This window comes from Thermus scotoductus DSM 8553, from assembly GCF_000381045.1.
Taxonomy (GTDB): domain Bacteria; phylum Deinococcota; class Deinococci; order Deinococcales; family Thermaceae; genus Thermus; species Thermus scotoductus.
This window is the reverse complement of sequence record NZ_KB905783.1, coordinates 1-6050: the sequence shown is the minus strand read 5'-3', so window position 1 is coordinate 6050 and position 6050 is coordinate 1. Positions and strand designations below refer to the sequence as shown.

Genomic DNA, 6050 nt, shown 5'->3' with positions numbered 1-6050 from the left:
ACCCCGCGTGCTTTCCCGCAGGGAAACACCCCGAGAAGCCCCGGACTTTAGTCCGGGGAGTCGTCACGGTGAGAACATGCAGCACCGCATACCCGTGGAAACCCTGGGCAAGGAAGGGGAGGTGATGGCCCACGCCATCGAGGCCTGCGTCCATTGTGGCTTCTGCCTTCCCACCTGCCCCACCTACCTGGTCCTGCAGGAGGAGATGGACTCCCCCCGGGGTCGGATCTTCCTGATGAAGGAGGTCCTCGAAGGGAACCTCTCCCTGGAGGAAGCCCTTCCCTATCTGGATCGTTGCCTGGCCTGCCAAGCCTGCGTTACCGCCTGCCCAAGCGGCGTCCCCTACGGCGAGCTCATCGCCACCTTCCGCCTGCACACCGAGAGCAAGCGTCACCGCTACCCCCTGGAACAGGTCTTTCGCCAGTCCCTCCTCCGCATCCTCCCCTACCCCGAGCGCTTTCGGCCCCTGGCCGAGCTGGGAAGCCGGCTAAAACCCCTCCTCAAGCCCCTTCCCCTGCCCAAGGCTCTTAAGGCTCCCATCGCCCTGCTCCCGGACCGCCTGCCGGACAGGGAATCCTACCAGGAGGTCTACCCCGCCAAGGGCCAAAGGCGGGCCAGGGTGGGCATCCTCCTGGGCTGCGCCCAGCAGGTCCTGAGGCCTTCCATCAACCGGGCCACCATCCGGGTCCTCCAGGAAAACGGGGTGGAGGTGATAGCCGCCAAGGAACAGGTCTGCTGCGGGGCCTTAAACCTCCACGCCGGGGACAAGGAGGGAGCCAGGGCCTTGGCCCGCATCAACCTGAGGGCTTTCCGGGAGGTGGACTACGTGGTCACCAACGCCGCCGGTTGCGGCTCGGGGATGAGGGAATACCCCCTTCTCTTCCTGGGGGAACCCGAGGAGGAGGAGGCGAGGGCCCTGGCCGCCAAGGTGAAGGACCTCACCGTCATCCTGGGCGAGCTGGGCTTCATCCCCCCTCCCCCGCCCCCAAGGCCCCTCAGGGCGGCCTACCACGACGCCTGCCACCTGGCCCACGCCCAGGGGGTGCGGGAAGCCCCAAGGAGGATCCTTAAGGCCTCTGGGGTGGAGGTGCTGGAGCCCAAGGAGTGGGAAATCTGCTGCGGCAGCGCCGGCACCTACAACCTCTTCCAGCCCGAGATCGCCGAGGTTTTGGGCAGGAGAAAGGCGGAAAACCTTCAGGCCATCCAGCCCGAACTGGTGGTCACGGGCAACATCGGCTGCCTCACCCAGATCCAGGCCTATTTGGACAAGGGCATCCCCATCCTGCACACGGCGGAACTCTTAGACTTACTCTACGAAGGAAGGTCCCCCCTCGACTAGAATGAAAGACCTCCTTTTAACCACCATCCGCCAGGCCCTCGAGGAAGCCCACCCCTACCGCCTCACCCTTAGGGCCCTTCCCAAGGCCAGGCCCCACCTCATCCTGGCGGTGGGCAAGGGAGCGGCCTGGATGCTAAAGGCTGCCTTGGATCGCTACGGGGAGGTACCCTACCACCTCACCCTGCCCAAGGGGCAGGATGCCCTGGGGCTACGAGCGGTCTTCGCCGGCCATCCCTTGCCCGATGGGGAAAGCCTAAGGGCGGCCCAGGAGGTCCTGGAACTCCTCAAGGGGCTTTCCCCCAAGGCGCGGGTTTTAGCCCTGGTTTCGGGCGGGGGAAGCGCCCTTTGGTGCCTGCCCCTGGGGATCTCCCTGGAGGCGAAGCGGGCCCTCACGGAGGCCCTCCTGAAAAGCGGGGCCAGCATTAGGGAAATCAACGCCGTGCGCAAGCATCTCTCCCAGGTGAAGGGGGGAAGGCTTCTAAAGGCCACCCAAGCGCGGCTTCACGTGCTTCTTCTCTCCGACGTGCCAGGGGATGACCCCGGGGTTATCGCCTCGGGACCCTTCCATCCGGATTCCAGCACCTACCTCGAGGCCCTGGCCGTCCTGGACCGGTATGGCCTGGCCTTTCCCGAAGCCAGGCGGGTGTTGGAAGAAGGACTAAGGGGCCGGTTCCCCGAAACCCTGAAGCCCCAAGACCCCGCCCTAAAACGGCTGTCCTACCGGATCGTCGGGCGCAACCTGGACCTCCTAAAGGCCGCCCAAGGGTTCTTAAGGCGGCAAGGCTACCGGGCGGTGATCCTCTCGGACCGCTTCGGCGGCGAGGCCCGGGCCCTGGCCCGCTTCCATGCGGAGCTGGTGGAAACCCTCCGCGCCCATGGCCTTCCCTTCAAAAAGCCCCTTTTCCTCCTCTCCGGGGGGGAAGCCCAGGTACAGGTGAGGGGGAAGGGTAGGGGGGGCCGGAACCTGGAGTTCCTCCTCGCCCTCTACGCCCACCTCCAAGCCCCCCTTTACGCCTTGGTCGCGGATTCCGACGGGCTGGATGGACCCTCAGAAGCGGCGGGAGCCCTCCTCACTCCGGAGGTCTGGAACCTGGGGCTGGACCCAAGGCCCTTCCTGGAAGCCAACGACAGCTACGGCTTCTTTGAACAGGCGGGAACCCTCCTAAAAACCGGGCCTACCGGCACCAACCTCAACGACTTCCGCCTCCTCTTTGTAGACTGAAAAGGTGGAGTACCCGGAGCTGGCTCCGGTCCTTTCGGCCATCCTCAAAACCGTCCCGGCGAAAAAGATCATCCTCTTTGGCAGCCGGGCCCGGGGGGAGGCCCGCCCAGAAAGCGATTACGACCTCCTCGTGGTGGTGCCACCGGAGTACAAGACCATGCGGGTTTGGAAAGACCTCTATCAGGCTGCCAGCAAGGTCCAGCAAGGCTTCAGTCTGGACCTCCTCCTGGCCACCGAAGAGGACTTGACCCGGTACCGGGAAACCTGGACAACGGTTTATCCCCATGTCCTCCGGGAAGGGCGGGTGCTCTATGCCGCATGACGCCTCAGACCCAGGAGTCTGGCTGGCCCGCGCCAAGAGCAACCTGGCCCGGGCCCGCGTAGGAAGGACCAGCCCCGAGGTGGTCTGGGATGACCCTTGCTTTGACGCCCAGCAGGCTGCGGAAAAGGCCCTCAAGGCCCTCCTCATCGCCCTTGGCATCCCTTTTCCCAAAACCCACGACCTGGCACGCCTTCTGGAGCTGATCCGCCCCCACCTCCCCGTGCCTCCAGGGCTAGAAGACCTGGTTCGGCTTAACCCCTTCGCCGTGGCGGGCCGCTACCCGGGGGACCTCCCCGAGGCCACAGAAGAGGACTGGAAAGAGGCTCTTCTGCTGGCCGAGCAAGCCGTGGCCTGGGCAGAAAGGGTCTTAACGCAGGATTGAATGGCCAGCCTCTACCTCCACGTCCCCTTCTGCCCCACCCTCTGCCCCTACTGCGACTTCCACGTGGTGCGCCGGGGCCCGGGGTGGGTGGAAGCCTACCTGAAACGCCTTAAGGAGGAAGCCCAGAGGCTTTACGAGATCCACCCTGAGCCCCTAAAGACCCTCTACCTGGGCGGGGGTACCCCGAGCTTTCTCCGGGACCGGGAACTCATCGCCCTCTTCCAGGCCCTTCCCTGGAGGCTGGAAGCGGATGCGGAGGTGACCCTCGAGGCCAACCCCGGCACCTTGAACCGGGAACGGATGGCCCTTCTCAAGGACCTCGGGGTGAACCGCCTCTCCTTAGGGGTCCAGAGCTTCCAGGAAGCGGTGCTGCGGTTCCTGGGCCGGGCCCATGGACGAAGGGGCGCCTTGAAGGCCGTGGAGATGGCCTTGGAAGGGGGCTTCCGGGTTTCCCTGGATCTCATCCTGGGCCTGCCCATGCAGGAGGTGGAGAAGGATCTAAAGGAGGCCGCCTCCCTAGGAGTGGGGCACGTATCCGCCTACACCCTGCAGGTGGAAAAGGGTACCCCCTTCGCCCTCCTGGGCCTGAAGGAGGACCCGGAGCGGGAGGCCTGGGCCATGGAAAAGGCCGAGGAGATCCTGGGGGAGGCCGGGCTTTGGCGTTACGAGGTTTCCAACTTCGCCAAACCCGGGGAGGAAGCCCAGCACAACCTGGCCTACTGGCGGAATGGTTTTTGGCTGGCCCTGGGTCCCAGTGCCGCAGGCCAGTACCCGGGCACGGGGCCGGTTTACGCCTTCCGCCGTACCAACCCTCCCCTTCCCCGCTGGCTCCTGGGGGAACCCCCTCAGGAGGAGGCCATCTCCCCCTTAGAACACGCCAAGGAAAGCCTGATGCTGGGCCTGCGCCTGAAGGAGGGGGTGGATGTGGAGGCCGTGGAGAGGAGAACGGGCCTAAGCCTTTGGCCTAGCCTAAAGCCTGCCGCTATATCCCTGGCGAAAGCGGGCTTTTTGGAAGTGGAAGGCCTCCGCCTCAAGCCCACCCGCCAGGCTTTTCCCCTCCTCCATCCGGTGGTCCTGAAGTTATGGGAGGCCCTCGAGGGCTAGGCGAAGGCCAAGGCCTCCCGCGCCCGGTCGGCCAGAGCGAAGAAGCGCTCCTTGGTAAGGGGGATTTTCCCCGTCACCAAGCCCTTCCCTGGCTCGTAGTGGGCGTGCAGGTGGATGTGGGCCCGGGGAAGGCGGATGCCGATGCGTTTCAACTTGGCGTGCCGGGGAGAGACGTCCGCAAGAAGGAAGGGCTCCCCCAAGGCATCGGAAAGGGAAGCGGTCATGATGGTGGTAGGAAGGTCATAAGGGCGCTCCATGCGGTAGATGAAATCGGGGAAGTCCGCCTCCTTCTCGAACCGGACCCCCTTCTCTCTGGCGTATTCCCGCATCCAGGAAAGGAGCTCCACCCAGGCCTCATAGAGTTCCCGTTCATGCGAGGCGCTCATGGCCCGAGTATACCAAGAGGCCAGGGTGCGCTGGCCCTAATAGAGGAACTCCCGGATGTCGTACCGGGCCACCCGCAGGCCCAAGCGGCGGAGTTCCCTGGCCCAAGCAGCAAGCTCCGCCTCCACATCGGGAAGAGGCTTTAGGCCCAGGAGGGCGTAGGGGGTACCCGGCTCCTCCTGGAAAGGGGATAGGTAAACCACATCCTCTTTCCCCAAGGGGAGCTCGGCCAAAAGGGCCAGGCTCTCCCGGCGGTGGGCCTCAGCGTAGGCTAGGCCCCCAGCCCCCACCATGAGGATTACCCCCAAGGAAAGCCCCGCTTCCTTCAAAGCGTTCACCAGGGGTAAGGCCTCCCGGGGGTGCCCGGGCTTGTTTAGGAGGGCAAGCAACGGGGGATGCCCGGTCTCGAGGCCAATGTAAACCCGTCTAAGCCCCAAGGCCCTAAGCCTTTCCCACCAAGTAGCCTCCTTCTTCAACCCGGTAAAGAGGTCCAAAAAGCCCAGGATGGGCTCCCCGGGAAAGGCCCGCCGAACCTCTTCCAGTAGGGGAAGAAGGGGCTCGCCCAGGGCCAAGGCGTTGCCATCTCCCAGAAAAACCCCCCTCCTTAAAAGCCTTCCCCTTCCCAAAAGCTCCAAAACCCGTTCCACATGCTCCCGGAAGGCATCGGGACTGCGCTTCTGAAAGGGGCGGTCCTGGTAGAAGGAGCAGAAGGCGCACCGGTTCCAGGTGCATCCCGTGGTGGCCTGAAGGACCACGGAAAGGTAGGCATCCGGAGGGAGAATGCTCACGGGCCAGGCGTAGGCCCGGCGATAAGGAGTGGGGTCGGAAAGGGCCTCCGGGGTCCAGCGAAGCACCTCTTCCCGGCGTCCGGGATCCTTGAGATGGGCCTCCGCTATGCCCAGGATCTCGCGGTAGACCTCCAGGGCCTCCGCCTTCTCTAGGCGTCGCCTCCTCCTCTCCCCCTCCCGGTAGCGCAGGCGCAGGCTTCCGTCCAAGGCCCTCTTGTAGGTGAGCCCCTGGCGGAAGTAGTGGTAAGGCCGTCCCTCCCGGTCGAAGGAGAGGACCCTGTCCCCCAGGGAGAGAACCGTGGCCTCCGGCCGCAAAAGCTCCACGCCCTTAGGTTACGCGCTTCCGGGGATGGGGTTGAGGACGACCTATGCAAAGCCATACTCAACGGGGCATTTCATCCCCCCTCGAGGCCCTTAGAGAAAAGAGGGGGTGTGGGGGAGCTATAATCCCCCGGTTTCCAAGATAGCCCTCAAGATACGCTACCGCGTGACACAGGCTGACCAAACCG

General features: G+C 64.6%; 7 protein-coding genes. 5 read left to right on the top strand and 2 right to left on the bottom strand.

All coding sequences use genetic code 11. The features are described 5' to 3' along the window. Positions 1 to 76 precede the first annotated feature (76 nt). From F604_RS0111080 to hemW, 5 genes are read left to right on the top strand one after another with little or no spacing between them, the layout of a single operon-like run. Positions 77 to 1339 (top strand): (Fe-S)-binding protein, encoded by a 1263-nt coding sequence (locus F604_RS0111080; RefSeq protein WP_019551706.1) that lies wholly within the window; start codon positions 77 to 79, stop codon positions 1337 to 1339. A gap of 1 nt (position 1340) precedes the next feature. After that, entirely contained in the window at positions 1341 to 2561 is a 1221-nt protein-coding gene (locus F604_RS0111075; RefSeq protein WP_019551705.1) for a glycerate kinase type-2 family protein, read from the top strand. Positions 2562 to 2565: 4 nt separating this feature from the next. Continuing rightward, positions 2566 to 2883, top strand: coding sequence for a nucleotidyltransferase domain-containing protein (locus F604_RS0111070; protein WP_019551704.1), 318 nt, complete (start codon positions 2566 to 2568; stop codon positions 2881 to 2883). Further along, positions 2873 to 3265, top strand: coding sequence for a HEPN domain-containing protein (locus F604_RS0111065; protein WP_019551703.1), 393 nt, complete (start codon positions 2873 to 2875; stop codon positions 3263 to 3265). Before F604_RS0111070 ends, F604_RS0111065 begins: the two co-directional genes overlap by 11 nt. Next, positions 3266 to 4369 carry a radical SAM family heme chaperone HemW gene (hemW, locus tag F604_RS0111060; RefSeq protein ID WP_019551702.1) on the top strand — a complete coding sequence of 368 codons (1104 nt, stop codon included), beginning with the start codon at positions 3266 to 3268 and terminating at the stop codon, positions 4367 to 4369. On the opposite strand, the gene F604_RS0111055 is transcribed toward hemW, so the two are convergent. Together F604_RS0111055 and F604_RS0111050 are read right to left on the bottom strand one after the other, a co-directional pair. Then, positions 4366 to 4755, bottom strand: a complete 390-nt coding sequence (locus tag F604_RS0111055) for an NADH-quinone oxidoreductase subunit 15 (protein WP_019551701.1) — start codon at positions 4753 to 4755, stop codon at positions 4366 to 4368. The genes hemW and F604_RS0111055 overlap by 4 nt on opposite strands. Positions 4756 to 4791: 36 nt before the next feature. Continuing rightward, positions 4792 to 5865: a radical SAM protein gene (locus F604_RS0111050; protein ID WP_019551700.1), complete on the bottom strand. Its 1074-nt coding sequence runs from the start codon at positions 5863 to 5865 to the stop codon at positions 4792 to 4794. Between the last annotated feature and the right edge of the window lie 185 nt (positions 5866 to 6050).